The organism is Streptomyces sp. NPDC006261, from assembly GCF_040613515.1.
In the GTDB taxonomy this organism is placed as follows: Bacteria; Actinomycetota; Actinomycetes; order Streptomycetales; family Streptomycetaceae; genus Streptomyces.
On record NZ_JBEXSI010000032.1, the window covers coordinates 15,235 to 41,656 of the forward strand.

Sequence of the window (26,422 nt, forward strand, 5' to 3'; positions counted from 1 at the left end):
TAGTGAGGAGCGCCATGTCCCAGGACAGCCCTGCCCAGAAACAGCCCGTGAGCCCTGCACCGGCCGAGGACGACGCCGCGTACGACTACGACGTCCTGGTCGTCGGCTCGGGCTTCGGCGGGGCGGTGTCCGCCCTGCGGCTCACGGAGAAGGGATACCGCGTCGGCATATTGGAGGCGGGCCGCCGCTTCACCCCCGGCACGCTCCCCAAGACCTCCTGGGACCTGAAGAACTACCTCTGGGCCCCCGCACTGGGCCTCTTCGGCATCCAGCGCGTCCACCTGCTCGGCAACGTCATGGTGCTCGCGGGCGCCGGCGTCGGCGGTGGCTCGCTCAACTACGCCAACACGCTGTACGTGCCGCCCGCCCCGTTCTTCGAGGACCGCCAGTGGGCCTCGATCACCGACTGGCAGGACGAGCTGAAGCCGTACTACGACCAGGCCCGCCGGATGCTCGGGGTCCGCCTCAACCCGACCATGACCCCCTCCGACATCCACCTCAAGGCGGCCGCCGAGGCGATGGGCGTCGGCGACACCTTCCACCTGGCCCCGGTCGGCGTCTTCTTCGGGGACGGCAAGGACGCCGACGGCACGGCCAAGGCGAAGCCCGGCGACACCGTCCCCGACCCGTACTTCGGCGGCGCCGGACCCGCCCGCAGGGCCTGCACCGAGTGCGGCGAGTGCATGACGGGGTGCCGCCACGGCGCGAAGAACACCCTCAACGAGAACTACCTCCACCTCGCCGAGAAGGCTGGAGCGGTCATCCACCCGATGACCTCCGTCGTCGCTGTCACGGACGATCCGGAGGGCGGCTACCGGGTCCTCACCGTTCCCACCGACCGCCGCCGCAAGGCGAAGCCCACGAAGCTCCGCGCCCGCAAGGTGGTCGTCGCGGCGGGCACGTACGGCACCCAGACCCTGCTGCACGCCATGAAGGACCGCGGCCTGCTGCCCCGGCTCTCCGCGAGGCTCGGCGAGCTGACCCGGACCAACTCCGAGGCGCTGGTGGGCTCCCAGACCAGCGACCGCCGCTACCGCAAGAAGCACGGCATCGCCAAGGCCGACTTCTCCCAGGGTGTCGCGATCACCTCGTCGATCCACCCGGACGGCAACACCCACATCGAGCCGGTGCGTTACGGCAAGGGCTCCAACGCCATGGGCGCGATGTCGATCCTCCAGGTCCCCTACGGCGGCCGCCGGGTGCTCGGCTGGCTCGCCAACATGGCCAAGCACCCCACGCTCGCCGCCCGTTCGCTCTCCAACCGCCGCTGGTCCGAGCGCACGATCATCGGCCTCGTCATGCAGTCACTGGACAACTCGCTGACGACGTACCGCAAACCGGGCGGCATCGGCAAAGGCCTGCTCACCGCCCGCCAGGGCCACGGCGCGCCCAACCCGACCCAGATACCGGAGGCCACCCGCAGCGCCACCCTCCTCGCCGAGGAGATCAACGGCTTCGCCGGCTCCAACGTCGGCGAGCTGATGGGGACGCCGCTCACCGCCCACTTCCTCGGCGGCTGCCCGATCGGAGCGAGCGCGGAGGAGGGCGTCATCGACCCGTACCACCGCCTGTACGGCCATCCCGGCATCAGCGTCGTCGACGGCTCCGCGGTCTCCGCCAACCTGGGCGTCAACCCCTCGCTGACCATCACCGCCCAGGCCGAGCGCGCGATGTCCTTCTGGCCCAACAAGGGCGAGGCGGACCCGCGACCCGAGCAGGGAGCGGCCTACGAACGCCTCGCCGCCGTGCAGCCGTTGGCGCCGACCGTGCCCAAGAAGGCGTTCGCGGCGCTGAGGCTGCCGTTCCTCGGTATCCCCGTCGTACCGCCGAAGGGGACGGCGGAGGCCGGAGCGGACATCGAGGGCGTAGGGAACACCCCCGTACCCAATCCGTGATCTTTCCCCGGGCAACTGTTCGGGGAGCTGCGCGGTCGAACCCGTGCTGCCTCACAGCAGTCACACAGCTCCCGCCACGTACCAGAGGGTTCCGATGACACGCTTCTCCCCGAGAACCGCGCTGCGCCGCGCAGCGGGCTCTCTCGCCGCCGCAGGTCTGCTGGCCGCGGCCTCGCTCGCCGGGGCGGCCGCCCCGGCGCAGGCCGCCGACCTCCCGGTGCTCGCCATCGGCGGCCCTGCCGAGACCGCTCTGCACCCGTACCCGGCAAGCGGTGAGCCGCCCCACTCCACGCTCGGGATCACCATCAACAACCCGAGCGAGGACGAGGAGGACGAGGACTACGAGACGGAGTTCACCGTCACCTTCGACCTCGGCGGCATCGTGGGCGTCGCCGACGTGGCGGTGGAGGACGACTCGGACTGCAAGGTCACGGGCACGAAGGCGGTCTGCACCGACCGGGGCATCTGGGCCGGCCTCCGGGGCATCGACGACCTCCTCCTCACCGCCGCCGAGGGCAGTGGCGACGGCGACACCGGCACGATCAAGGTGACCGGACAGTCCAGGGGCGCGACCTTCACCCCGTTCACCACCAAGGTCACCGTCGGCGGCGCCGACCTCGTCATGGAAGAGCTCCCCTTCAAGGAGCAGACGAACCCGGGCGACCAGCAGAAGGCCCCGATCACCTTCACCAACCGGGGCAGCCGCGCCGCCGACGGCGTCCTCCTCGGCCTGGTGTACTCCCGCGGCCTCGACATCCCCGAGCGCTACTCCAACTGCGAGTACGCCGAGGGCGGCCCGGACTCCCGGGGCGCCGGCTGGACCACCGCCCTCTGCTCGGTCGAGGGCTCCTTCGAGGTGGGCGCGACGTACACCCTGGCGACCCCGCTGACCATCGAGGTCACCACCCGCGCCTACTACGACATGTTCGTCTACCGCATCCACGAGGACAGCGCCGCCCAGCGCACCGCACAGCGTGCGGGCGCCCCCTTCGAGCGCGGCACCGGCGCCGTCCTGAAGGCGGTCCCGGCGAAGACCCCCGCGAAGCAGGGGCCGACCGCCCGGGGCGGGGACCTCAACCCGTGGGACAACCAGCACGAGGCGGACTTCCGTACGAAGAACACGGCCGACTTCGTGGCGTACGGCGACAAGGTGGCCGGGGCCGAGGGCTCCACCGTGAAGGCGGACATCGGCTTCCGTAACGAGGGCCCGGCCTGGATCGGCTACCTCCGCTCCGGCGAGAACGTCGCGACCCTCGACTTCACCGTCCCGCCGGGCACGACCGTCACGGCGAAGCCGGACCGCTGCCGCGCTGTGACCGCCGGCGGTGGATACCGCGAGGACCAGAAGAGCCCCGCGCCGCGCTACATCTGCAGCACCTCCATGACCGTGCAGGACGGCGGCGGCCTCGACCTGGCGTTCGAGCTGCGGATCGACAGGAGCAGGGTCGGCGCGGAGGGGGCGGTCACCATCCGCAGCCCGTGGCTCCAGGAGCCGAAGCTGCCGTTCGACCCGAAGCCGGCCAACAACACCGCGTACCTGATCGTGAACGGTGAGGGCGAGGGCTCCGACTCCGGCGGCACGACGGGCGGCACGGACGGCGGCTCCGGCGAACCTTCCACGCCGCCGACATCGGCCCCGGACCCGTCGGAGAGCCCGTCCGGCACCACCCGACCCTCGGAGTCCGCCCCGTCCACCACCTCCGGCGGAGGTTCGGCGGGGACGGCCGGGAGCTCCGGCGGCGGGGGAGGCCTCGCCTCGACGGGATCGACCGTCCTGATCGCCTCGGGCACGGCGGCCGCGGCGCTGGCGGCGGGCCTGCTCCTGTTCACGGCGGCACGGCGACGGGCTGCCGCGCAGCACGCCTGACCGGCGGAGGAAGGGAGCGGAGGGGGAACAGGGCCTCCGCCCGGAACGCTCCGATGCGGCCGACCCGGGCGTCCCCGGGTACGGCCGCACATGGGGTGACCGGGCTGCTGTCCCCTGCGGACCGGTCACATGCGCCGGGACGTGGTCCCACGACGTACCTGCAGTACGTCACACGTCCCGGCCGGGCCACGCGTGGTTTTCTACCGCTGCCGCCCCTGGTTGGCACGGACACCGGGACCAACGAAGGCACGCCGGTCCCGGTCACGCGCCGTACGGGTGAGACGGGCCCCGAACGCAGATGCGGTCCTGTCGCCGGAGCTGTCCCGCGGGTCACACCCGGCCGCGGCACAGCTCCAGCAGGGTCATCGCCAGCGCGGTGCCCGGCTTGCCCAGCGCGTCCCTGTAGTGGCCGAGCACGGCCGTCTCGCGGGAGAGGTTGACCCGGCGGCCGCCGGAGGTGATCCGGGCCTCCTGGATGACCGCCGAGACGGCCATCCGTTCCTGGACGAGGCCGATGATGCGGTCGTCGAGGGTGTCGATGCGCTCGCGGGCACCGCCGATCAGGACGGCGGCCTCGTCGGTGTGGGCGCCGGTCCGCTCGGCGGGGGTGGTGCTGGTGTTTCCGACGGCGCTGGTGGTGATCCTGCTCATGGTGGTGACTCCTGGTGGGGTGATGGCCCCCCGGAGCTACGGGCCCGGAAGCACGAGGCGCCCCGGGCCTGATGGCCCGGGGCGCCTGGAACGTTGCTTGTCAGTAGCTCAAGCAGCACGACCATGGCAGCCGGCGGGCCGGATGCCATAGGTAAAGACGAAGATCGTGTGCTGACGCATGGGGGACAGTATGGCCCCGGTCCGGCGCGCCCACCAAGACCGGGCCCGGATCCTGAGACGGCGGCCCGGCGGAGGGTTCGCGCACGGCCGGTAGAATCGGAAGAACCGACCCCCTTCACCACCGCCGGAAGGCCGCCCCGTGCCAGCAGCACCCCCCGCCGCCCCCGACACCACGGCCGACGTGGTCCTCGTTGTGGACTTCGGCGCGCAGTACGCCCAGCTCATCGCCCGCCGTGTCCGTGAGGCCCGGGTCTACAGCGAGATCGTCCCGTCCACCATGCCGGTGGCCGAGATGCTGGCCAGGAACCCCCGCGCGATCATCCTCTCCGGCGGCCCGTCGTCGGTCTACGCGGAGGGCGCCCCCTCCCTGGACCGTTCGCTCTTCGAGGCGGGCGTCCCCGTCTTCGGCATGTGCTACGGCTTCCAGCTGATGGCGACCACCCTCGGCGGCACGGTCGACGACAACGGGGCCCGTGAGTACGGCCGCACCCCGCTGCACGTCTCCAAGGCGGGCTCGACGCTCTTCGAGGGCACGCCCACCGAGCAGCCGGTGTGGATGTCGCACGGCGACGCCTGCTCGGCCGCGCCCGAGGGCTTCACCGTCACCGCGTCCACCGACGTCGTGCCGGTCGCCGCCTTCGAGAACGACGAGAAGAAGCTCTACGGGGTGCAGTACCACCCGGAGGTCATGCACTCCACCCACGGCCAGCAGGTCCTGGAGCACTTCCTCTACCGCGGCGCGGGCATCGAGCCGAACTGGACCACCACCAACGTGGTCGAGGAGCAGGTCGCCCTCATCCGCGAGCAGGTCGGCACCAAGCGCGCCATCTGCGGCCTCTCCGGCGGGGTCGACTCCGCGGTCGCCGCAGCACTCGTCCAGAAGGCCATCGGGTCGCAGCTGACCTGCGTCTACGTCGACCACGGGCTGATGCGCAAGGGCGAGACCGAGCAGGTCGAGAAGGACTTCGTCGCCGCGACCGGCGCGAAGCTGAAGGTGGTCGACGCGCAGAAGCGCTTCCTCGACGCCCTGGCCGGGGTCTCCGACCCGGAGCAGAAGCGGAAGATCATCGGCCGCGAGTTCATCCGCGTGTTCGAGCAGGCCCAGCTGGAGATCCTCCAGGAGGACGGACCCGAGGTCGCCTTCCTCGTCCAGGGCACGCTCTACCCGGACGTCGTCGAGTCCGGTGGCGGCACCGGTACCGCCAACATCAAGTCCCACCACAACGTGGGCGGCCTCCCCGACGACATCGAGTTCGAGCTCGTCGAGCCGCTGCGCCAGCTGTTCAAGGACGAGGTCCGGATGGTCGGCCAGGAGCTCGGCCTCCCCGAGGAGATCGTCCAGCGGCAGCCGTTCCCCGGCCCCGGCCTCGGCATCCGCATCGTCGGCGAGGTCACCAAGGAGCGCCTGGACCTGCTCCGCGAGGCCGACGCCATCGCCCGCGAGGAGCTGACGGCGGCCGGCCTGGACCGCGACATCTGGCAGTGCCCGGTGGTCCTCCTCGCCGACGTCCGCTCGGTCGGCGTCCAGGGCGACGGCCGCACCTACGGCCACCCGATCGTGCTGCGCCCGGTCTCCTCCGAGGACGCCATGACGGCGGACTGGTCGCGCCTGCCGTACGAGACGCTGGCGAAGATCTCCACCCGCATCACCAACGAGGTCGCCGACGTCAACCGCGTCGTCCTCGACGTGACGAGCAAGCCGCCGGGGACCATCGAATGGGAGTGACCTTCCCGCTCCCCGTCAGCTCCTAGGTCAATGCCGATGCCGTCGCTCATTCGTTTGGGCGGCGGCATTGTCGTACCCCCTGGGTACGCTGAGTCAAGAGACGAGACTTCGGCGTATGGGAGCAAGCCGGACGTGCTGGTGTTCAGGTCTACGTACCCACGGGCATCCATCGGGACAAGCTCACGTTGACCGTCCCGTTCCCTCCGGAGATCGCCCTCACCGCGATCGATCGCCGCCGTCCTTAGGCCGCCCCACCTCTTCCCCTCACCCCCACCCGCCGGTAACTTCCGATCCCGTACCCCCCCCGGGAAAGTGAGGAGCCGCCATGTCCGAGCCGCCCGCCGTGCCCGCCCCCGCACCCATCCCCGTGGAGCAGCTGCACTTCGCGATGCCGCCCGTGCACGCGTCGCCGGACGAGGAGCGGGCGTACCGCAGGCAGCGGCTCGCCGGGGCGTTGCGGCTGTTCGGGGAGTACGGGTACGAGGACGGGGTCTCCGGGCACATCACCGTGCGCGACCCCGAGCTGGCCGACTGCTACTGGGTCAACCCGTTCGGGGCGTCCTTCGCCGATCTCGCCCCGCAGGACCTGATCCTCGTCAACGGTGACGGCCAGGTGGTCCAGGGGCGCTTCCACGTCAACCAGGCCGCCTTCGCCGTGCACGCGGCCGTGCACCGGGCCCGGCCGGGTGCCGTCGCCGTCGCGCACACCCACTCCGTGCACGGACGGGCGCTGGCCGCGCTGGGGGAGCTGATCGAGCCGATCACCCAGGAGGCCTGTGCCTTCTACGAGGACCACGCGTTGTACGACGCGTACACCGGTGTCGTCGTGGACGAGGAGGAGGGGCGGCGGATCGCCGAGGCCCTCGGGCCGCGCAAGGCCGTCATCCTGCGCAACCACGGGCTCCTGACCGTGGGGGACTCGGTCGACGCGGCCGCATGGTGGTTCCTGACCATGGAGCGCGCCTGTCAGGTGCAACTGCTGGCGCGCGGTGCCGGGAAGCCCGTCCTGATCGACCACCGGGACGCCGTCACCACCCGTGAGCAGCTCGGCAGCGACCTGGTGGCGTGGATCAACTACCAGCCCCTGTGGCAGCGGATCAGTCGAACGCTTTGACGGTATTCGTCCTTGGTCCGACCCGATGCGGGACCCGGCCGCCCCGTGCGGCACAATTCGCTGGTATCGCAGGTGAGTTGGCTGTACCAGGGTGGGAAAGGGTGTAAATCTCCGTGGCGTTGGACGAGGCAAGGGCGAGCGGCACGCACGGCGGAGGCTGTACGTGCGGCGACTGCCCGCACGGAGCACGCGAGGGACACCGGCGCGCGGTCGCCGCATTCCTGGCCAAGCGGGACGAACTGGCAGCCGGGAACGGCTTGCCCGCCGGGGTCGCCCAGTCGCCCTCCGCGTCCCGGCAGTGGGTCTCCGACGAGCTGACCGGGTCCGCCCGTACCGTCGCCGAACGGGGCCGGGCCGCCGGTGACGTCTGGCTCCACCATGTGTGGCGGGGCACCTTGTTCGTGGTCTGGGGCGCGGTCGTGGCCCTGCTCGTCGGGGCGAGCCTCACCGCGATCGGGCCCGGCTGGACCACCGCACGTACGGCCGCTCTGACCGCAGCGGTCGTCACGGCCGCCCTGCTGACCGTCGCCGCCCGCTTCCACCGCGCCCGGGGCGGCCTCCTCGCCCCGCTGATCGGCGAGGACAACCGGCTCTCCACCTCCAGGGCCGTCGCCGCCGCGTGGGTGCTGCTCGCCGTCTTCGCCGTCCTCGTCCTCGCCCTCCAGCTGGCGGGCGCCTCCGATCACGAGGACCGGGACGCGCTGATCGAGGGGCTCGATCTCGTGCGGTCCGCCGGGGTGCTGACCGTGCTGGCACTGGTGTGCGCGGTCGCCGTCGTCGTACGCCGCGTGGTGACCGTGCGGGTGCTGGGCCAGCGGCTCCAGAAGCTGCGAGCGGACCGGCCTCGCGCGGCCGATCTGCTCACCGACGACTCGGGGCGCGGCTCGTTCACCGATGTGCAGTACGTGCTGGTCAGCGCCGTCGCCGTACTCTTCGCCGGCGTTCGTCTGGCCCGCCGCCCCGAGCAGCTGCCCGACCTGCCGTGGGGCCTCGCCCTGCTGGTGGCCGTCTCGGCGGCGACGTACTTCGCCGGGAAGTACGCGGAGGGCGGCCGTCCGGTCGTGCTGTCCGTCGTGCGGGCCCGGGAGGCCGGGGACCTGGACGCCCCGATCCGGACCGGCGACGACATCGAGATCCGGGGCGCGGGGTTCGTACCGCCCGGTGCGGGCAGCCCCGACCGGCTGGCCCGGCTCGTCGTACGGATCGGCACGGTCCACGTCCACGTACCGCTGATCCCGGTCGCCGGAGGCTTCGCCAACCCGACCGACACCGTGCTCACGGTGCCGGTCCCGGTCGAGGTCGAACCGGGGACCGTCGACGTCCAGGTCGTCACGGCCGCCGGGGTGGAGACCAACCGCTGTTCGATCGACGTGACGGACTGACGGCCGCTTTCTCAGGTCGATCGCCCCGCAGCCCTGGTGAGCGGCGCCGTACAGGCGTACGTATGGTCAGGTGACGGGTCTTCGGGAAGCGGGGCGGCAGTGATGAACGGTTACGGCGGCGGTTCGTACGGTCTGGGCGAGCCGGGAGGACTGCGTGAGCGGGCGCGTGAGTACGCCCTGCTGCCGTTGCGGCTCTTCCTCGGCGTCACCTTCGTCTACGCGGGGCTCGACAAGCTGACGGACAGCGGGTTCCTCTCCGCCACCGGCCCCGGCTCCGTCGGCGAGATGATGCGCGGGGCCCGCGACTCCGCCGCGATCCCCGCCCTCGTCGACCTGGCGCTCAAGAGCCCCGAAGGGTTCGGTTACGCCATCGCCGTCGGCGAGCTCCTCGTCGGCCTCGGCACCCTTGTCGGCCTCTGGGCCCGGCTCGCCGCGCTCGGCGGGGCACTGATCTCTCTGAGCCTCTGGCTGACGGTCAGCTGGCAGGCGACCCCGTACTACTACGGCAACGACCTGCCCTATTTGATGGCGTGGCTGCCCCTCGTACTCGCGGGCGCCGCCGTGTTCTCCGCCGACGCCTTCCTCGCGTCACGGCGCCGCCGGAGCATGTAGGCGGTCCAGGTCGCCGTGGCGGCCAGCCACAGACCGCCGAGGAACACCGGCAGGAAGAAGGTCCACGGGACCTCCCACGCACCGGCCGCGTCGGCCGCGTACCCCCCGGCCAGGGCCAGCATCGCCAGACCCGCCACCGCCCGACCGGGCCGGAACTCATGACGCAGCACGGCTGACCTCCACCTGTCCGACTCCGACTTCCACTTCCAGCTCGATCGTCCCGGCCGGTTTCCCGCCCTTGGGCGGCGGGAGCGTGCGCCGGGACGACTCGTCGCTGTTGATGCGGACCTGGACCCGCTGCCCCTCCTCCAGCCGGATCTCCCCGAGGCCGGCCTCGGCGCGCACCTTCACCGTCACGTTCTTCGGGACGACGACGGCCGCCCGCCCCGCCCCGACCTCCAGCCGGGTCCGTACGGTCTCGCCCGGAGGGACCACCACCCCGGACAGGTCCAGCCGGGCGTCGCCGCTGCCCAGCTCGTAACGCTGCTGTACGGCGGAGATCTCGGCCGGGCGCCACTCCTGACGGGCCCAGTCCGTGCTGATCTCCTTCGGCAGCATCGTCGCGCCCGCCAGCAGCACCGCCGTGATCATCGCCAGCAGCACCGTGCCGAACCCGGTCCGCCCCAGCGCGGAGGAGACCAGCAGGCCGAGCCCGAAGACCGCGAGCGCCGCGACCAGACCGATCTGCAGCGCCGTGCCCAGCGGCTCGTGCTCCCAGCTCAGCCCGGTGCCCAGTCCCCCCACCACCAGCGCGGTCAGGAAGACGAGGCCGCCGATCGACCGCGGCCCCGGCGCGGCGGGCGCCGGAGCCGGCGGCCGGAACGGCGCGTCCGGGCTGGGGCGCCCGGCCCGGACCGTCTTCCGCGCCGTGTCCGGGTCGGTGTCCGAGGGACCCCAGAGATAGCCCGAGCCGACCGGACCCGTCGTCCCGTCCTTCACGATCGGGTCCCGCCACCACGACGGACCGCCCGGCGTCGGCGGCGCCTTGACCTCCGGCGGGGGCGCACCGAGGCCGCCGGTGTGCGGGTGGGCGGGAGCGGCCGGGGTGCCGGGCGGGGCCGCCGGGTCCTCCGGGGCCGCAGTCCTACGGGACTGCGTCCACACCGAGCAGCCGACCACGGCCACCGTGAGCAGCGCCGCGAACGCCAGCATGCCCCGGTTGCCCAGCATCGACAGGAAGAGCCCGCAGCCGATCAGCGCCAGCAGCAGCGCAACCAGCGACGCCCCGTCGACCCGGCCCGACAGCAGCCGGCGCGCCTCGTTCTCCTCCTCACCCTCCAGGGGCAGCAGGAGCCAGGCGAAGCCGTAGAAGATCAGGCCGATCCCGCCGGTCGCCGAGAGGACACCGAGCACGATCCGGAAGATCACCGGGTCCACGTCGCAGTACCGGCCGAGCCCGCCGCAGACCCCGGCCACCACCTTCTGCCGCGGGCTGCGCCGCAGCTGCGGTTTGGGCGCGTCGGGGGGCGCGACGCCGGGCGGGGCGTCCGAGGGAGCGGTCATACCTCCATGGTGACGGCCCGCACCGCCCGGTGGGAGCCGCGCCGACCCTGGCCGGTCCCTGATTTTGTGCCGGGGCCCCCGCAGGGGAACCCCCGGAAGCCCCCGGGGTGGGGCCGGCATCAGGACCCGTCTGCGGGTGCTCCTCAGGGTCGATCAGGGGGACTACCCTGATGCCTCCCGCCCCCGCCGCGTGTGACGATCGGGGTATGCCAGCCGCCACCGCCCGAGCCGCGCACAGCTCACTCGCCTCCGACCCGGAGGAGCCGCCGCTGCGCAAGCTGTACCGCAGCGCCGACGGGCGGATGCTGGGCGGCGTCGCGCGCGGGCTCGCCGGACACCTCGGACTGCCGGTCGCCTGGGTCCGGTTCGTCTTCCTCGGGCTTTTCCTCAGCGACGGCCTGGGCGCCCTGCTGTACGCGGTGTTCTGGATCGTCGTCCCTCTCGGCGTCGGCGGTGTCGGCGGCGTCCACGCCCCGCGCTCGGTGTTCGAGACGGCGGCGGACGGCCGGCGCAAGCTCCGTAAACCGGACCCGGGCCAGGTCTTCGCGCTGGTCGCCCTGCTCGTCGGGGCCGTCGTCTTCGTCGCCAACGTCGACATGGGCAGCGAGGCCGACCGCTACATCTGGCCGACGCTCCTCATCGGCGCGGGCTCCGTCCTCGTCTGGCGCCAGGCGGACAACGCGCGGCGCGCCCGCTGGATGGAGGTCGGCCGCCGGCGCCGGCTGCTGCAGCTGGCCCGCGCGCTCGCCGGGGTCGCCCTCGTGGGCCTCGGGCTCGCCGTCTTCATGGTGGTGCGCGGCTCGGCCGCCCAGCTGGGAAACGTCCTGACCGCCGCCATCGCCGTGCTCACCGGCATCGCCCTGCTCGCGGGGCCCTACCTCGTCCGGATGACCCAGGACCTCTCCGAGGAGCGCCTCATGCGCATCCGCGCCCAGGAGCGCGCCGAGGTCGCCGCCCACGTCCACGACTCCGTCCTGCACACCCTCACCCTGATCCAGCGCAACGCGGACGACGGCGGCGAGGTCAGACGTCTGGCCCGCGCCCAGGAGCGCGAGCTGCGGAACTGGCTCTACAACCCCGAGGGCACCGGCAAGGACGAGGACGACGAACCGGAGACCCTCGCCGAGGCCGTGAAGCGGGCCGCCGCCGAGGTGGAGGACAAGCACGGTGTCCCCCTGGAGGTCGTGGTCGTCGGCGACTGCCCCCTCGACGACAAGCTGGGCGCACAGATGCAGGCCGCGCGCGAGGCGATGGTCAACGCCGCCAAGTACGGTGGCGAGGGCGGCGCCGTGCAGGTCTTCGCGGAGGTCGAGGGCACCACGGTCTTCGTCTCCGTGAAGGACCGCGGCCCGGGGTTCGACCTGGACGAGGTTCCCGCCGACCGCATGGGCGTACGAGAATCAATCATCGGCCGGATGCAGCGCAACGGCGGCAGCGCCCGGCTGCGTTCGGTGCCCGGCGGGGGCACCGAGGTCGAGCTGGAGATGGAAAGGGCGAGCGAATGACCGAGAACACCGAAGCCACCGGGGGCCCGGAGCGACGGGTACGGGTCGTGCTCGTCGACGACCACCGGATGTTCCGCACCGGGGTGCAGGCCGAGATCGGCCGCACCGAGGAGACCGGCGTCGAAGTGATCGGCGAGGCCGCCGACGTCGACCAGGCCGTCACCGTCATCACGGCGACCCGCCCCGAGGTCGTCCTCCTCGACGTCCATCTCCCGGGCGGCGGTGGCGTCGAGGTGCTGCGCCGCTGCGTCCCGCTGATGGGCGCGGCCGACAACCCGGTCCGCTTCCTCGCGCTCTCCGTCTCGGACGCCGCCGAGGACGTCATCGGCGTGATCCGGGGCGGCGCCCGTGGCTATGTCACCAAGACGATCACCGGCACCGACCTGGTCGACTCCATCTTCCGGGTCCAGGAGGGCGACGCTGTCTTCTCCCCGCGCCTGGCCGGCTTCGTCCTGGACGCCTTCGCCTCCACTGACGCCCCGCCGGTCGACGAGGACATGGACCGTCTCACCCAGCGCGAGCGCGAGGTGCTGCGGCTGATCGCCCGGGGATATGCGTACAAGGAGATCGCGAAGCAGCTGTTCATCTCGGTGAAGACGGTGGAGTCGCACGTCTCGGCGGTGCTCAGGAAGCTTCAGCTCTCCAACCGGCACGAGCTGACGCGGTGGGCGACAGCGCGACGGCTGGTCTGAGCCGATCGGGCCGGGTGGGCCGGGTGGGCTGGGCGTGCTGGGCGTCGCTCAGTCGCGCTCCGGCTCCGGCTTCAGGCCCGGCTCCGGCTTCAGGCCCGGCTCCTACTCCTACTCCTACTCCCGCTCCAGCGAGATGTTGACCTTCTCGCCGATCCGGCGGTAGCCGATGCTCGCGTAGATCCGTTCGACGTCGGCGTCTCCGGGCTCCAGCCAGACCGTCCGGCAGCCCTGGGTGAAGGCCCGTTCCGTCAGCCAGGCGGTGAGCGCGGCGCCGACGCCCCGGCGGCGGAAGGGGGCCGCGACGGCGAGGCCGGCCAGTTCGCTGAGGCCCTCGATCGCGACCGAGCAGCCGCCCACGCCGGCCGGTGCGCCGTCGAGGACCGCGAGTGCGGAGACCTTGGCGTACTTCAGCTCCCAGCCCGGGTTGTGCCGGACGGTGAACGGGCCCACCCGGTAGTGGGTGGGGGAGCGCAGCGTGAGCGTGCGGGCGTACTCCTGGACGGCGTTCGCCATCGTCATACGGGGAGTTCCTTCGGCGGGAGAGAGGTCGGCGCCGGGGACTATGCCACCCGGGCCGCTCCGGCGAAAGGCATTTGGCTGATGGGCGCGATCCGGACCGGGGCTCCCGGACGCGGGGCGTGGATCATCTGGCCGCCGCCGATGTAGAGGCCGACGTGGCTGATGCCCGAGTAGAAGAACACCAGGTCACCGGGGGCCAGTTCGGAGCGGGAGACCCGCTGGCCGGCGTTGATCTGGGTGTAGGTGGTGCGGGGCAGGCTGACGCCCGCCGCCTGCCAGGCCGCCTGGGTCAGCCCGGAGCAGTCGAAGGCGTTGGGGCCGGTCGCGCCCCAGACGTACGGCTTGCCGATCGCCCCATGGGCGAAGGCGACGGCCCGTGCCGCCCGGGAGTCGGGGGCGGCGACCGAGGCTCGGGGGGTGGAGCGGTCGGCGTGGGCGGCGGAGCGGTCGGCGGGGCCGCCGCCGTGGCCGGCGTCGGCCGAGCGTTCGTACGCGGCGCGCTCGGCGGCGGTGAGGGTGGCCAGGAGCCCCCGGGCATCAGTCAGCTTGGTGCGGATCGCGGTGCGGTGCTTGTCCAGCTCGGCGCGGCGGGCGGCGAGCGCCTCGGTCTCCCGGTCGGCGCGGGCCTTGACCCGGGCGATGCCCGAGAGCTGGCGCCGGATCGAGCTGAGCAGGCTCGCCTGCCGGTCGCCCGCCCGGTCGAGGTGCGCGGCGCGCTCCAGGTAGCTGTCGGGGTCCGAGGAGAGCGCCAGTTGTACGGCGGGGTCGAGGGCGCCGGTGCGGTACTGCGCAGTGGCCATCGACCCGAGCGTGTGGCGGGCGGTGTTGAGGCGGTCGGTACGGCGGGCCGCCTCGTCCGCCAGGGTGTCGACGGCCTTGGTGGCGGCGGCCTCCTTCTCCTTCGCCCCGTTGTACTTCTCGGTGGCGACCTCGGCGTCGTGGTAGAGCCGGTCGACCTTCGCCCGGACCTGGGCGGCGGTGGGAGCGGGCTCGGCGGGTGCGGCCCCGGCGCCGGTGGCCGAGGTGGCGGTGGCGGCCCCGGCGAGCGCCAGGGTGGCGGCGGTGCGGGCAGCAGGGCCGGTGAACGGGCGCTGCTTGGGTTTCCGGTGAGCGGATTTCCGGTGCGCGGCCACGGGGGCGGCATCCTTCCTGTCGGCTGCCCGCCGGGGGATACCGACAGGTCCGCCAGGGACGCTAATCCGGGCGCACGGAAAAGGTTCGCCATGACAGCTATTGCCCGGATGTGACGCTTCACCACCGCCGGATGACCGGCGATGCGGAGCCGGAACTGATCATTCCGGCAGGTTCGAGCGCGTGGCGCACAGTTCCGGCGAAGGGCCCGAGAAAGGCTTACCTCACTGAGTGGCCACGCTTTGGCCATGGCTAGGCTCCGGGACCATGAACGCACTCATCGGCGTCTTCGTCGCCCTGCACATTATCGGCATCGCCTCCCTGCTGGGCGGCTTCCTGACGCAGATGAAGGCCATGGGCGCGGGCACCGCCCGCTTCGTTCCCGCCATGCTGCACGGCGCGCTGACCATGCTGGTCACCGGCGTCGCCCTGGTCGGGCTCAACCAGGCCGACGACCAGACCGTGAACAACGTCAAGATCGGCGTGAAGCTGGCGCTCCTCGTCGTCATCCTCGCGCTCGTCTACGTCAAGCGGGACGAGGAGAAGGTCGAGAAGGGCGCGTTCGCGGCGGTCGGCGGGCTGACGGCCGCCAACATCTTCATCGCCACGCTCTGGACCTGAGACTCTCTCGGGGGCGGCCGCCGGTCAGGCGGCCACCCCCGCCCCCGGCACTACGCCGGGCGCACGCTGCCGTAGATCGGCATGGAGTAGATCGACTCCTCGCGGACGTTCGCCCCCGGCTTCGGGGCGTGGATCATCATCCCGTCGCCCTTGTAGATGCCGACGTGGCTGATGTCGTCGTAGAAGAAGACCAGGTCACCGGGCTGCAGGTCGGACGTGGCGACCCGGGTGCCCGCCTTCACCTGGTCCCAGGTGGTCCGGGGCAGTGTCACGCCGGCCTCCCGCCAGGCCGCCTGGGTCAGCCCCGAGCAGTCGTACGAGGCCGGGCCCGAGGCCCCCCACACGTACGGCTTCCCGATCTGGGCGCGGGCGAAGTCCAGCACCTTCTGGGCCTTCGCGGCGTAACTGCCGTCCGCCCCGGCTCCCGTTCCCGTACCGCTGCCGGATCCCGGGCTCGTCCCCGTCCCCGTACCGCTGCCGGAGCCGCTGTCTCCGCCGGACTCGTTCGCGGCCTCCTCGTTCGCGGCCTCCTCGCGCGCCTTCTTCTCCGCTTCCTCGCGCTCCTTGGCCTCGGCGGCCTGGCGGCGGGCCAGCTTCTGCGCCTTCTCCTTGGCCTCGGCCTCCTTCTTGCGCTCCAGCTCCGCCAGCCGTGCCTTCTCCTCGGCGGTCAGCCTCGACAGCAGCGTCCGGGCCTCCGTGAGCTTGTTCTGCACCTTCTGCTTGCTGGAGCGCAGCGCGGTCTGCGTCTCCGTGAGAGACTCCAGGCTCTTCACGGCCTCCGCGCGCTTCTTCGACGCCGCGGCCTGCTGCGTACGGAAGTCGTCGACGGCCTTCTGCTGCCGCTCCGTCGACCGGCTCATCAGCCGGCTCTGGTCGAAGTACGCCTGCGGGTCGTCCGCCAGGAAGAAGGTCGCGGTGGGCGTGATGCCGCCGGTGCGGTACTGCGCGGCCGCGTAGGACCCCAGCTCCCGGCGCGCCTCGTTGATCTTCTCGGTCCGCTTCGCCACGTCGGAGAGCAGCGTGTCGACCTTGGTGCGCTGGGCCGTGGAGGCGGTCCTCGCGCGGTTGTACTGCTGCGTCGCGCTGCCCGCCTGCCGGTAGAGCTCGTCGACCTTCTTCTGGACGTCCTCGATGGCCGGCTTCGGCTCGGCGGGGGCAGCGGTCGCGCTCTGCGTGGAGAGCAGTGTCACAGACGCCAGCGCGGCCGTCGTGAACCCGACGGCGGGGGTGGTGGTGCGCACCTTCGTGCGCGGCTTGCGATGCGATGCCAAGACCGGCATCTCCTTCCGTGGACCGCCTACCGGGTTAGCTGTCGGGTTCGGACGGAACGGAAGGCTGTCCTACGGTCCGGATGCGAGGGTACGGACCGATTCACCCCGGTTGTGCGTGTGGGTCCCCGGTTCCGAACTGCTGGGACGGCAGGACGGATTCGGCAGAGGTGACCGTGAGACGCGGTTCGTCTCAGGGAGATTACGGATCACCTGACCGAGCACGCTAGCCAACCGGTGGCTCCGCTGGGAAGGAGGATGAGCGATATGCCCGATACATTTTCGTGACCTCTTCGGATCGGAGGCCCCGCACCCCCTCCGACCGGGCACTCCTTCACGGAACGTCGACGTCCGCTCTCCGTGCGTACGGGTGACGTGGGGGTGCGGGCGGCTGCTTCCGACCGCTTCCCGGCTTCGGCGGAAGGTTGTCGGTGCGGCCGCCTAGACTCGGTAGGCGATGAGCAGCCTCTTTGACGACAGTTTCCTGACCGGCCTCCAGCCCACGGAGGACGGCCCGCCGCCGCCCCCCGAGGACCACGCACCCGACGCGGTGCCGGAGGGACTCTTCGAGGGCGTCTTCGACGCGCCCCCGCCGCCCCGGGACGGGTATTACCGGGACGGCCACCCGCGCCCCGTCATCGACGCCGCGGCGCTGCTCGGCGGGCTGAACACCGAGCAGCGCGCCGCCGTCGTGCACGCCGGGTCCCCGCTGCTCATCGTCGCCGGAGCCGGCTCGGGAAAGACCCGGGTGCTCACCCACCGCATCGCCCACCTGCTGGCCGAGCGCGGGGTGCACCCGGGGCAGATCCTCGCGATCACCTTCACCAACAAGGCCGCGGGCGAGATGAAGGAGCGCGTCGAGCAGCTGGTGGGCCCGCGCGCCAACGCCATGTGGGTCATGACCTTCCACAGCGCGTGCGTCCGGATCCTGCGCCGCGAGTCGAAGAAGCTCGGCTTCACCTCGTCGTTCTCGATCTACGACGCCGCCGACTCCAAGCGCCTGATGGCCCTGGTCTGCCGCGATCTCGACCTGGACCCCAAGCGCTTCCCGCCGAAGTCCTTCACCGCCAAGGTCTCCAACCTCAAGAACGAGCTCATCGACGAGGAGACCTTCGCCGGACAGGCAGTGGACGGTTTCGAGAAGACCCTGGCCCAGGCGTACGCGCTCTACCAGGCCCGCCTGCGCGAGGCCAACGCCCTGGACTTCGACGACATCATCATGACGACGGTCCACCTCCTCCAGGCCTTCCCGGACGTCGCCGAGCACTACCGCCGCCGCTTCCGCCACGTCCTGGTCGACGAGTACCAGGACACCAACCACGCCCAGTACACGCTGGTACGGGAGCTCGTCGGCCCGGCCGGAGAGGCCGCCGACGCCCCCGCCGAGCTGTGCGTCGTCGGTGACGCGGACCAGTCGATCTATGCCTTCCGGGGCGCGACCATCCGCAACATCCTCCAGTTCGAGGAGGACTATCCCGACGCGAAGACGATCCTCCTGGAGCAGAACTACCGCTCCACGCAGACGATCCTCTCCGCCGCCAACGCGGTCATCGAGCGCAACGAGAGCCGCCGCCCCAAGAACCTGTGGACCAACGCCGGCAGCGGCGCCCGCATCACCGGTTATGTGGCCGACACCGAGCACGACGAGGCGCAGTTCGTCGCCGACGAGATCGACCGGCTCACCGACGCGGGCGACGCCAAGGCGGGCGACGTCGCCATCTTCTACCGGACCAACGCCCAGTCCCGTGTCTTCGAAGAGATCTTCATCCGCGTCGGCCTGCCCTACAAGGTCGTCGGCGGCGTGCGCTTCTACGAGCGCAAGGAGGTCCGGGACGTCCTGGCCTACCTCCGCGTCCTCGCCAACCCCGAGGACACCGTCCCGCTGCGCCGCATCCTCAACGTTCCCAAGCGCGGCATCGGCGACCGTGCCGAGGCCATGATCGACGCCCTGTCGATGCGCGAGAAGATCTCCTTCCCGCAGGCGCTGCGCCGCGTCGACGAGGCGTACGGCATGGCGGCGCGCTCGTCCAACGCCGTCAAGCGCTTCAACACGCTGATGGAGGAGCTCCGTACGATCGTCGAGTCCGGAGCCGGACCCGCCGTCGTGCTGGAAGCCGTCCTGGAGCGAACGGGCTATCTCGCCGAGCTCCAGGCCTCCACCGACCCGCAGGACGAGACCCGTGTCGAGAACCTCCAGGAACTCGCGGCCGTCGCCCTCGAGTTCGAGCAGGAGCGCGGGGACGAGGAGGGCACCGGCACACTCGCGGAGTTCCTGGAGAAGGTCGCGCTGGTCGCCGACTCGGACCAGATCCCCGACGAGGACGAGGACGGCTCCGGCGTCATCACGCTGATGACCCTGCACACGGCGAAGGGTCTGGAGTTCCCGGTCGTCTTCCTCACCGGCATGGAGGACGGCGTCTTCCCGCACATGCGGGCCCTCGGCCAGACCAAGGAGCTGGAGGAGGAGCGGCGCCTGGCGTACGTCGGCATCACCCGTGCCCGCGAGCGGCTCTACCTGACCCGGGCCGCCATGCGCAGCGCCTGGGGCCAGCCCTCGTACAATCCGCCCTCGCGGTTCCTGGAGGAGATCCCGGACGCTCACCTGGAGTGGAAGCGCAAGGGCCCGATGGCCGCCCCGGCAGGCCCCACCTCGGGCATCACGTCCTCGCTCTCCTCCTCGCGCGCCCGCTCCGGCCCTTCGGGCTTCGCGACCCGGCGCGGCACGGAGAAGGCGACGGTCACGCTGGTGGTCGGGGACCGGGTCACGCACGACCAGTTCGGGCTGGGCACGGTGACGGCCGTCGAGGGGTTCGGCGACCAGGCGAAGGCGACGGTGGACTTCGGCGGCGAGCGCCCGAAGAAGCTGCTCCTGCGGTACGCGCCGGTCGAGAAGCTGTAGGACCGAGAAGCTGTAGGGCGAGCAGGAGAAGGGGGCGGGACGGCCGTCGAAGCCGTCCCGCCCCCTTCTCGTGTCCGTACGTGCTGTGTGTGTACGTGCTGTGGCGCCGCAGGTCTGCTCAGGTCGGGTTGACGCCGTGGCTCCGCAGCCACACCAGCGGGTCGATCGACGCACCGCCGCCGGGCCGGACCTCGAAGTGCAGGTGCGGGCCGGTGGAGTTGCCGGAGCTGCCCGCGTACGCGATGACGTCACCGGCCTTCACCGGGCCGGAGCGGATCTTGGTGCTGCTGAGGTGGCAGTACCAGGTCTCCGTGCCGTCGGCCATGGTCACGATCGCCATGTTGCCGTAGGCGCTGTTGTACTGGGTGCGCACGGTGCCGTCGGTCGCGGCCATCACCGGGGACCCGTACCCGACGGGGAAGTCGATGCCCGTGTGCACGGACATCCAGTTGACGCCCGCCTGGCCGTAGTAGGCGCTGAGCCCGTGCTGCTTGACCGGCAGGACGAACTTGGGGCGCAACGCCTCGCGGCGTGCGGCCTCCTCCTCGCGCTTCTTCTTCTCCTCCACCTGGCGCTGCTTCAGGTCGATGCGCTCCTGGGTGCGGCTCGCGCGCTGACGGAAGTCGTCGCTGCCCTCGGAGAGCTGCTCCAGCTGGCTGTCGAGCTTGTTGTTCGCGGCGACCGGCTCGACCGTGCTCGGGTCGGCGACGGCCAGCGAGGTGGTCTTCTCCTGCTTGTCCTCGTCGCTGATCCCGCTGACGGAGGCGGCCGCGATGCCAGCGACGCTCATCACACAGGCGGAGGGGACGGCGACGGTCAGGAGAGCGGACCGCTTGGCGGGGCTGCGGCGGCGCGCCCGGCTGCGCGGGGCGGGGGTGCGGACCACGGTGCGGTCCACGGAAAGCGGGGCGGGCCCCGGTGTGTCGCTGTCGTCGGGTGCGGGGGCGGCGTCCGGATCGGGTCCGGTGTCGTGGCCGGTGCCGAAGCCGGCCTCGACATCGGTTTCGAAGCCGGCTTCGAGCCCGCTCTCGATGACGGCGAACTCGGCGGTGCCGGCCTCTTCGGGTTCCTGCTGTTCGTACAGCTGATGCGATGTCTGTTCGGGCTCGTACGCGGCGCCCTCGGGCGTGGCGCCGGAGTTCCAGGCGGTCGCGTCGTAGGCGCCCGTGTCGTACGTCCCCGTGTCGTACGCGCCGGTGTCGTACACCCCGGTGGTATAGGCGGTGGTGCCGTTCGTGCCGGAACCGTCGGCGCCGACCGTCCCGTACGCGCCGGTGTCGTACGTACCCGTGTCGTACGTCCCTGCGTCGTGCGTGCCCGTGTCGTACGTCCCCGCGTCGTGCGTGCCCGTCTCGTAGGCGTCCGTCCCGTACGAACCGCCGGCCACGTATGCGGTGCCGGTGCCGTACGTGCCGGTGGCGTACGCGCCGGTGTCGTACCCGTCCGTCTCGTAGGCGCCGGTACCGCAGGGAGCTGTGCCGTACTCGGCCGCGGTGAACCCGGCGGTGGGGAACGCGCCCGTGTCGGCGGTCGCCCACTGGCCGGTCGGGTCCTGGTCGGAGGGCTGCCGCCAGGTGGGCGTGGCTCCGGTGTCCCACTGCTGGTGGGCGGTGGTCTGCGTCTGGGCGGCGTACGCGTCGTAGGTGACGGTCTGCTGCGCGCCCGTGTCCCAGGCGGAGGAGTCGTACGAGCCGCTGGGGGCACCGTAAGAGGTGTCGTAACCGGAAGCCGCGTAATCCGTGGTGTCGGAACCGCCAGGGAGGGAACCGAAGAGCGGGTCGGTGTCGAAGCTGCCGGTCGATCGGGTGTCGTACCCGACGGGCCCGGCGTGGGGGTGCTGGTCGTTCACCAACTTCTCTCTCGCCTCGGCAGCAGGACTGTTCTGGATCCCGGTGAGGGGGTCCCAGGGGGAAGCAGTGGCCGCGACTGTACCCGGCAGTATGTGAGGACGACAATCTTCGACAGGTTTTGCGTCCTCAGGAAACGGGCAATCGGCCGTCTTTCGGCGGACGGCAGGCAGAGGCTTGGCTCTATGTTCGAGAGTTGTTCTATTTTAAGCGACAGACGACGTTCCGGTTGAGGGTGCTGAGCTCGCCCGGGCCTCCTGTGACTCCAGAGCCTCACGGACCGCGGCGGCGACCGCCGGGTGCACCGGCAGCGCGAGATGCCCGATTCCGGTGACGCGTACGTTCACGGCGTCGAGGTCGGGATGGTCGACACAGGCCGTCTCGACCGGGACCATCACCTGGTCCAGTTCGCTCCAGAAGCTGACGAACCGGGTCCGGCACCCCGGGGCGGGGAGGCGCAGCTCCTCGATCAGCGGGGAGCCGCCGCGCATCTGCCGCACGATGGGGTGAACGCCGGCTCCGGGGGCGACGGCGGTGCCGCCGTGGGGGGTGCCGAGCGTGACGAGGGTGCGCACCCGGTGGTCGCCGCCCAGTCGTTGTACGTAATAGCGGGCGATCAGGCCGCCGAGGCTGTGCCCGACGATGTCGACCTCGCGCTGCCCGGTGCGGGCGCAGACCTCCTCCACGTGGCGGCCGAGCAGCTCGGCGGCGGTACGCAGGTCGCGGGTGAGCGGCGAGTAGTTGAGGGACGCCAGGTGGCGGCGGCCGTGCCGGGCGAGCGCGCGGCGCAGCAGGACGAAGACGGAGCGGTTGTCGATGAAGCCGTGCAGCAGGACGACGGGCCGTTCGGCGGCGGGGGAGCCGGACAGGGTGGGCGGGCCCGGCGGCGGGCCCGGGGCGCGGCGCTCCTGGGTGAGGCCGAAGGGGTAGGCGGCCAGGTGGCCGGTGAGGACCACGAGCTCCAGAACGGTGGCGCCGAGCAGTGCGGTGGGGAGCCGGGGGCCCGGAAGTCCGGGGAGGCGGGTCAGTAGGGAGAGGAAAGGGAGGACCTTCACGCCGACCTCCTGCACTGGCGCACCGGGAGGCGGCGATAGGCCGTACCACCTTGCCGTGCGGCTGGCGGCACGGTGGTACGGCGACCTCGTAGCGGCTCTCCCCGCGCCGGTCCCCGCGGCGGCCGGATTGCCGCGTTCTACGGGGGACGGCGCCTGGCGAACATGTCCCACGTGTGATTTCCCCCTCCCCGCCTGCCGCGAAACGGCGGCTTGCGGGATGCTGTGGATAACGTTCGTTCACATCCCCGGCCCTTCAGGCGCGGGAGACCATGTGGAGGCAGTGATGGGTGTGACCGGTCCGATCCGTGTGGTGGTGGCCAAGCCGGGACTCGACGGCCATGACCGCGGGGCCAAGGTGATCGCGCGGGCGCTGCGGGACGCCGGTATGGAAGTCATCTATACGGGGCTCCACCAGACACCCGAGCAGATCGTCGACACGGCGATCCAGGAGGACGCCGACGCCATCGGCCTCTCGATCCTCTCCGGGGCGCACAACACGTTGTTCGCGAAGGTGATCGAGCTGCTGAAGGAGCGGGAGGCGGAGGACATCAAGGTGTTCGGCGGCGGGATCATCCCGGAGGACGACATCGCCCCGCTGAAGGAGCTGGGCGTGGCGGAGCTCTTCACCCCGGGTGCGACGACGACCGAGATCGTCACCTGGGTGAACGCGAACGTCCGTCAGCCCGCGCAGGCCTGATCCGCGGGCCGCACACGCGCACGTGGCCGGGGGCGGGGGCCGGGTGCGCGGCCGGGGCGGGGGTCAGGTCGTCAGCTCCGCCTCCATCGCGGCGCGCAGGCGCAGCGTGGAGACCAGGCGCTGGAACGCCTCCGACCAGTAGCCCCCGGCCCCCGGCGACGCTCCCTCCTGCTCGTCCGGGGTGGCCGTGAGGGCCTCCAGGCGGTCGGCCTCGGCCGGGTCCAGGCAGCGCTCGGCCAGGCCCATCACCCCGCTGAAGCTCCACGGGTAACTCCCGCCGTCCCGCGCGATGTCGAGCGCGTCGACCACGGCGCGCCCGAGCGGGCCCGTCCACGGCACCGTGCAGACCCCGAGCAGCTGGAACGCCTCCGACAGCCCGTGCGCGGCGATGAACGCGGCCACCCAGTCCGCACGTTCCGCCTCGGACAGCACCGCCAGGAGCTTGGACCGCTCGGAGATCGACGCGGGCCCCGGCGCGCCGGCCGGGGGCGCCGACGCCGCACCCAGCAGGGCTCGCGCCCACTCCGGGTGGCGTTGGCGCACCGCGGCCCGGCACCAGGCGGCGTGCAGCTCGCCAACCCAGTCGTCGGCGACCGGAAGCGCCACGATCTCGGCCGCCGGGCGCCCGCCGAACCGCTCCTGCCAGGCCCCGAGGGGCGTGGCCTCCACCAACTGCCCGAGCCACCAGGACCGCTCGCCCCGGCCCGTCGGCGGAACGGCCGCCACCCCGTCGCGCTGCATCCCGGCGTCGCACTCGTGCGGCGCCTCCACGGCGATGGACGCGCCGGCCCCCGTGCGGTCGGGGTTGACGCAGGACGTCGCGCGGGCCGCCATCCGCCCGGCGAAGGCCGAGAAGGGCAGGGCGGAGAGCAGCTCGGCCGCCGTGGCGCGCACGTTGCGGCTGCGGTCGGCGAGCGCCTGCTCCAGGAACTCCTCGTCCCCCTCCCCGAGCCCGTTGCGCAGGGAGTCCAGGAACATCAGCCGGTCCTCGGCCCGCTCGGTGGACCAGGTGGTGGTGAGCAGGGCGAGCGCGGCGGCGGGGTCCTGCACCCGTACGGCGTCGAGCAGGGCGACCCGCTCCGCGAACAGCCCCTCCTCCCACAGCCGGGCCACCGCCTCCGGATCGCTGGTGTCGGGCACGAGCGAGCCACCCGCGGCACCGCGCAGGGCGAACTTCCACTCGGGGTTCAGCGCGGCCAGCCACAGGCCGAGCGGTCCGGCGAAGGCGAGCGCCTGCGGCCGCAGGTCGGTGCGGGCGCGCGCGGCGTCCAGCAGCGGCGGCACCAGGGCGGCCGGGGCCCGGAACCCGCGCCGGTTGGCGGTGGCCAGCCACTGCGGGATGAGCTCGGTGAGGTCGGGCGCCGCCCCGCGCCGTCCCGAGACGGCCGGCGCTGCCCGGTCGGCGAGCAGCTGGGCGAGCCGGTGCCGGGCCGCCTCGGGGAGCTGCGGGCGCGGGTCGTGCGGCGCGGGCGCGGGCCTGGCCCCCGGCACGGCGGGCAGCAGCCCTGCCCGTCGCCGCACGGTGTGCAGGGCGGCGGCGTCCAGCAGGGCGGCCGGGCCGTCGGCCGGTACCGGGCCCCCGGGAGCAGCGGGCGGGCGGCGGTCGGTGCCCAGCAGCGCCGAGGTGACCAGCTCCTCCCAGGAGAGGGCGGCGAGGGGGTGGGCTTCGGTGATGGTCGGGCCGGTGGTGGTCGGAGGCATCGGGTCCCCTTCGGTGGCGTTCAGGGCGGTCGGCGGCGGAGACGGGTGATCGGCGGGTGGGGGAGGGCAGCGGGCGTGGCGGGCCGCCCACGGTGGCCCGCACAGGTCAGATGAGCCGTACGGCCCCGCCCGCGGCATCCGAGGACCCGGATCCGGGCCCGGACCCGCGTCCGGCCCCCGTGTCCCAGGCCGCGAACGGGTCGAAGCCGCGGTGGCCCAGCTCGCCGAAGACCGTGACCGGGCCGCCGCCGGAGAGCGCGACGAGCTTCCACGATCCCGGACGGGACAGCGCCGCCGAGGAGAGAGGCAGCGCGGATGCGCCCTCCGCGTCGGCCAGTTGCCAGCCGCCCTGGGACGGCACGGGTATGACGTCCCGCAGGGTGACCGGCCAGGCATCGAGCCATGGATCCCCCCGCAGCGCCTCCCCGTACGCCGCGAGGGCGGCCGCGGTGGAGCCGCCCGGCGGAGGTGAACCCGGCACCGGGGTGCCCGGCACCGCGCCGGGCGTGGTGAACTGCCGCCCCAGCTCGGCCCGGAGCCCGCCGCCCGGGTACGGCGTGAGCTCGGCGTCGATCGTGACGCCCACCGGCAGCGCGAGCTCCGGGGCGCGGCCCATCGCGCCGAAGGAGAGCAGCAGGGCCGTGCGGCCCGTCTCCCTTCCGTACAGCCAGATCCGCCGGGTGGTGAGCCGGCCGTCCGGCGTGTCGTACTGCGCGAGGACCAGCCATCGGTCGCGGACCGCCGGGCCCTCGGCGGACAGGGGCAGCCCCACCCGCGTACGCACCGTGGCGGCCAGCGGGTCCGGCAGCCGCTCCCGGCCCAGCCAGGCCGTGTCCAGCAGATGGAGCAGGGCGCACTCCTCCAGCAGCCGCACCGGCCAGCCCGGCCCGGATCCGGGTATGGCCCCCAACTCCCGCACCCGGCCCGCCAGTCCGGGCGCCTGCGCGTCGACCATGCGGGCGGCGGTCTCCTCCCACAAGGTGTACCCGGTGCGATCGGCGGCGGCGAGCCCGCCCCGCAGCAGATCCGTCAGACGCTGCTCCAGCTCCAGCGCCCCTCCGGTGACCCGCTCCGCCCGGCGCTCCGCCCGCTTCCTGGCGGCGGCGCTGTCGGCGGGGCCGGGCGCCGGCTCCCCGCTCGCGACGGCCTTCTGCCTGGCCTGCCTGGCCTCCGCCCGTCCCCGGCGGGCCTCCAGCCACTGCGCGGCCCAGTCGGCCGGCTCACCCCGCGGGACGGGGCCGTCGCCGGAGGCCCGGAGCAGCAGCAGCCCCAGCGCGTGCTTGCAGGGGAACTTGCGGCTCGGACAACTGCACGTGTACGCGGGGCCCGTGGTGTCGACCACCGTCCGGTACGGCTTGCTCCCGCTCCCCTTGCACAGCCCCCACACCGCCCCGGATCCGTCGAAGCCGGTGCCCGACCAGTGTCCGGCCGAGGCGAGCTTGTTGCCCGCCTTGCGTGATGCGTCGTCAGGAGCCAGGGACAGCACCTGCTCCACCGTCCAGCGCGCCACCGATTCCGTGGCGGGCAAGGGTTCTCCCCCGTGAGATAGCAGCATGG

At 72.4% G+C, this 26,422-nt stretch carries 21 protein-coding genes and 1 riboswitch; of the genes, 11 read left to right on the plus strand and 10 right to left on the minus strand.

What is annotated here, in order from left to right; all coding sequences use genetic code 11:
• The first annotated feature begins 14 nt into the window (after window positions 1-14).
• Together ABZ154_RS21430 and ABZ154_RS21435 are read left to right on the plus strand one after the other, a co-directional pair.
• Entirely contained in the window at window positions 15-1,895 is a 1,881-nt protein-coding gene (locus ABZ154_RS21430) for a GMC family oxidoreductase (protein WP_356834868.1), read from the plus strand.
• 94 nt (window positions 1,896-1,989) lie between these two features.
• Window positions 1,990-3,762, plus strand: coding sequence for a peptidase (locus tag ABZ154_RS21435; RefSeq protein ID WP_356834870.1), 1,773 nt, complete (start codon window positions 1,990-1,992; stop codon window positions 3,760-3,762).
• Window positions 3,763-4,092: 330 nt separating this feature from the next.
• Here the strand turns inward: ABZ154_RS21435 and ABZ154_RS21440 are convergent, their stop codons facing one another.
• The gene (locus tag ABZ154_RS21440; protein ID WP_356834872.1) at window positions 4,093-4,413 is read right to left on the minus strand and encodes a chorismate mutase; all 321 of its coding nucleotides are present in this window, start codon (window positions 4,411-4,413) and stop codon (window positions 4,093-4,095) included.
• Window positions 4,414-4,732: 319 nt separating this feature from the next.
• On the opposite strand from ABZ154_RS21440, the gene guaA reads away from it, so the two are divergent.
• The 4 genes from guaA to ABZ154_RS21460 all read left to right on the plus strand — a co-directional run bounded on the left by guaA (window position 4,733) and on the right by ABZ154_RS21460 (window position 9,427).
• A complete protein-coding gene (gene guaA / locus ABZ154_RS21445) occupies window positions 4,733-6,319 on the plus strand; it encodes a glutamine-hydrolyzing GMP synthase (RefSeq protein ID WP_356834874.1) in 1,587 nt (528 codons plus the stop codon).
• A gap of 325 nt (window positions 6,320-6,644) precedes the next feature.
• The gene (locus ABZ154_RS21450) at window positions 6,645-7,433 is read left to right on the plus strand and encodes a class II aldolase/adducin family protein (RefSeq protein ID WP_356834876.1); all 789 of its coding nucleotides are present in this window, start codon (window positions 6,645-6,647) and stop codon (window positions 7,431-7,433) included.
• A gap of 113 nt (window positions 7,434-7,546) precedes the next feature.
• Complete coding sequence (locus ABZ154_RS21455) at window positions 7,547-8,815, plus strand: hypothetical protein (protein ID WP_356834878.1); 1,269 nt, start codon at window positions 7,547-7,549, stop codon at window positions 8,813-8,815.
• 102 nt (window positions 8,816-8,917) lie between these two features.
• Window positions 8,918-9,427, plus strand: coding sequence for a DoxX family protein (locus tag ABZ154_RS21460; protein WP_356834880.1), 510 nt, complete (start codon window positions 8,918-8,920; stop codon window positions 9,425-9,427).
• On the opposite strand, the gene ABZ154_RS21465 is transcribed toward ABZ154_RS21460, so the two are convergent.
• A complete protein-coding gene (locus ABZ154_RS21465; RefSeq protein ID WP_356834882.1) occupies window positions 9,334-9,597 on the minus strand; it encodes a hypothetical protein in 264 nt (87 codons plus the stop codon). The two genes, ABZ154_RS21460 and ABZ154_RS21465, sit on opposite strands and share 94 nt — an antisense overlap.
• The gene (locus tag ABZ154_RS21470) at window positions 9,584-10,930 is read right to left on the minus strand and encodes a PspC domain-containing protein (RefSeq protein WP_356834884.1); all 1,347 of its coding nucleotides are present in this window, start codon (window positions 10,928-10,930) and stop codon (window positions 9,584-9,586) included. Before ABZ154_RS21470 ends, ABZ154_RS21465 begins: the two co-directional genes overlap by 14 nt.
• A 206-nt stretch (window positions 10,931-11,136) precedes the next feature.
• On the opposite strand from ABZ154_RS21470, the gene ABZ154_RS21475 reads away from it, so the two are divergent.
• Window positions 11,137-12,435, plus strand: coding sequence for a PspC domain-containing protein (locus tag ABZ154_RS21475; RefSeq protein WP_356834886.1), 1,299 nt, complete (start codon window positions 11,137-11,139; stop codon window positions 12,433-12,435).
• Window positions 12,432-13,127 carry a response regulator transcription factor gene (locus ABZ154_RS21480; protein WP_356834888.1) on the plus strand — a complete coding sequence of 232 codons (696 nt, stop codon included), beginning with the start codon at window positions 12,432-12,434 and terminating at the stop codon, window positions 13,125-13,127. Before ABZ154_RS21475 ends, ABZ154_RS21480 begins: the two co-directional genes overlap by 4 nt.
• Window positions 13,128-13,241: 114 nt before the next feature.
• On the opposite strand, the gene ABZ154_RS21485 is transcribed toward ABZ154_RS21480, so the two are convergent.
• Together ABZ154_RS21485 and ABZ154_RS21490 are read right to left on the minus strand one after the other, a co-directional pair.
• Window positions 13,242-13,646 (minus strand): GNAT family N-acetyltransferase, encoded by a 405-nt coding sequence (locus ABZ154_RS21485; RefSeq protein WP_356834890.1) that lies wholly within the window; start codon window positions 13,644-13,646, stop codon window positions 13,242-13,244.
• A gap of 41 nt (window positions 13,647-13,687) precedes the next feature.
• Entirely contained in the window at window positions 13,688-14,779 is a 1,092-nt protein-coding gene (locus tag ABZ154_RS21490) for a C40 family peptidase (RefSeq protein ID WP_356834892.1), read from the minus strand.
• 265 nt (window positions 14,780-15,044) lie between these two features.
• Here ABZ154_RS21490 and ABZ154_RS21495 point away from each other — a divergent pair, with 265 nt between their 5' ends.
• The gene (locus ABZ154_RS21495) at window positions 15,045-15,398 is read left to right on the plus strand and encodes a hypothetical protein (RefSeq protein WP_356834894.1); all 354 of its coding nucleotides are present in this window, start codon (window positions 15,045-15,047) and stop codon (window positions 15,396-15,398) included.
• Window positions 15,399-15,448: 50 nt separating this feature from the next.
• Here ABZ154_RS21495 and ABZ154_RS21500 read toward each other — a convergent pair whose 3' ends face one another.
• Window positions 15,449-16,678: an NlpC/P60 family protein gene (locus ABZ154_RS21500; protein ID WP_356834896.1), complete on the minus strand. Its 1,230-nt coding sequence runs from the start codon at window positions 16,676-16,678 to the stop codon at window positions 15,449-15,451.
• Window positions 16,677-16,843, minus strand: a riboswitch (cyclic di-AMP (ydaO/yuaA leader). (Overlaps the previous gene by 2 nt.)
• Before the next feature lie 280 nt (window positions 16,844-17,123).
• On the opposite strand from ABZ154_RS21500, the gene pcrA reads away from it, so the two are divergent.
• Complete coding sequence (pcrA, locus tag ABZ154_RS21505) at window positions 17,124-19,565, plus strand: DNA helicase PcrA (protein ID WP_356834898.1); 2,442 nt, start codon at window positions 17,124-17,126, stop codon at window positions 19,563-19,565.
• 118 nt (window positions 19,566-19,683) lie between these two features.
• On the opposite strand, the gene ABZ154_RS21510 is transcribed toward pcrA, so the two are convergent.
• Window positions 19,684-21,414, minus strand: a complete 1,731-nt coding sequence (locus tag ABZ154_RS21510; protein ID WP_356834900.1) for a peptidoglycan DD-metalloendopeptidase family protein — start codon at window positions 21,412-21,414, stop codon at window positions 19,684-19,686.
• Between the two features lie 204 nt (window positions 21,415-21,618).
• Window positions 21,619-22,467: an alpha/beta fold hydrolase gene (locus ABZ154_RS21515; RefSeq protein ID WP_356834902.1), complete on the minus strand. Its 849-nt coding sequence runs from the start codon at window positions 22,465-22,467 to the stop codon at window positions 21,619-21,621.
• A 283-nt stretch (window positions 22,468-22,750) separates the two neighbouring features.
• Here ABZ154_RS21515 and ABZ154_RS21520 point away from each other — a divergent pair, with 283 nt between their 5' ends.
• Window positions 22,751-23,164, plus strand: coding sequence for a cobalamin B12-binding domain-containing protein (locus tag ABZ154_RS21520; protein ID WP_073877772.1), 414 nt, complete (start codon window positions 22,751-22,753; stop codon window positions 23,162-23,164).
• A 63-nt stretch (window positions 23,165-23,227) separates the two neighbouring features.
• On the opposite strand, the gene ABZ154_RS21525 is transcribed toward ABZ154_RS21520, so the two are convergent.
• Window positions 23,228-24,865: a DUF5691 domain-containing protein gene (locus ABZ154_RS21525; RefSeq protein ID WP_356834904.1), complete on the minus strand. Its 1,638-nt coding sequence runs from the start codon at window positions 24,863-24,865 to the stop codon at window positions 23,228-23,230.
• 106 nt (window positions 24,866-24,971) lie between these two features.
• The gene (locus ABZ154_RS21530) at window positions 24,972-26,420 is read right to left on the minus strand and encodes an SWIM zinc finger family protein (RefSeq protein WP_356834906.1); all 1,449 of its coding nucleotides are present in this window, start codon (window positions 26,418-26,420) and stop codon (window positions 24,972-24,974) included.
• Window positions 26,421-26,422: the final 2 nt, after the last annotated feature.